General features: G+C 67.0%; 1 protein-coding gene. It reads left to right on the top strand.

Translation table 11 applies throughout. From position 1 onward, the window contains the following. Nucleotides 1-1203, top strand: a 1203-nt coding sequence (locus PGX04_RS30110) for an FAD-binding and (Fe-S)-binding domain-containing protein (protein WP_273741851.1), incomplete at both ends; no start/stop codon positions are given.

Raw genomic sequence — 1203 nt, 5'->3', positions numbered from 1 at the left:
GACGAGGCCGAGCGGAACATGTTCTGGACGCTCCGGAAGGCCGGTCTGCCGATCCTCCTCTCCCGGACCTCCGACGAGAAGCACATCAGCTTCATCGAGGACTGTGCGATCCCGCCGGAACACCTCCCCGAGTTCGTCGAACGGTTCCAGTCGCTGCTCACCGAGAAGGACCGCGACGACGACGCGGCGTTCTACGCTCACGCCGGACCGGGCGTCCTCCACGTCCGTCCGCTGGTCGACACGAAAACCGATCGCGACCGCGAGGACATGGTCGCGATCGCCGACGCGGTCACCGACATGGTCGTCGAGTTCGGCGGCAGCGTCTCCGGCGAGCACGGCGACGGCCGCGCGCGGACCCAGTGGAACCGCAAGCTCTACGGCGAGGAACTCTGGCAGGCGTTTCGCGACCTGAAGACCGCGTTCGATCCCGACTGGCTGCTCAACCCCGGCAGCGTCTGTGGCGACCACGACATGACCGAGCACCTCCGGTACGACGGCGACTACGAGTACGACGCCGGCCTCGAGCCGTCTCTGAACTGGGACAACGAGAACGGCATGCAGGGGATGGTCGAACTCTGTCACGGCTGTGGCGGCTGCCGCGGAGGTCAAGAGACGACCGGCGGCGTAATGTGTCCCACCTATCGGGCCGCCGACGAGGAGATCACGGCCACGCGCGGTCGGGCGAACCTCCTCCGACAGGCGATGAGCGGCGACCTGCCCGACGACCCGACCGACGACGAGTTCGCCGAGGAGGTCCTCGACCTCTGTATCGGCTGTAAGGGCTGCAAGCGCGACTGCCCGAGCGGCGTCGACATGGCGAAGCTCAAGACCGAAGTCATGCACGAACGCCACCAGGAACACGGTGCGAGCCTCCGTGACAGGCTCTTCGCCAACTTCGATACGCTCGCGGCCGTCGGAAGTGCGCTGGCTCCGGTATCGAACCTCGCGCAGTCGCTTCCCGGCTCTGAAAGGATCGCCGAGAAGACGATCGGGATCGCAAGCGAGCGGTCGCTGCCGGAATTCAGCCGCGAGACGCTCCAGGACTGGTTCGAGAAGCGAGGCGGGTCGCGGGTGCCCACGGCCGACGCCGAGCGGAAAGCCGTCCTCTTCGCGGACACGTACACGAACTACAGCCACCCCGAGGTTGGCAAGGCGGCGATCCACGTCCTCGAGGCGGCGGGCGTCCACGTCGACTTGGCAGAC

Source organism: Natrinema soli (assembly GCF_028618695.1).
The sequence above is the reverse complement of the archived record's forward strand: the minus strand, read 5'-3'. Positions and strand labels throughout refer to the sequence as shown.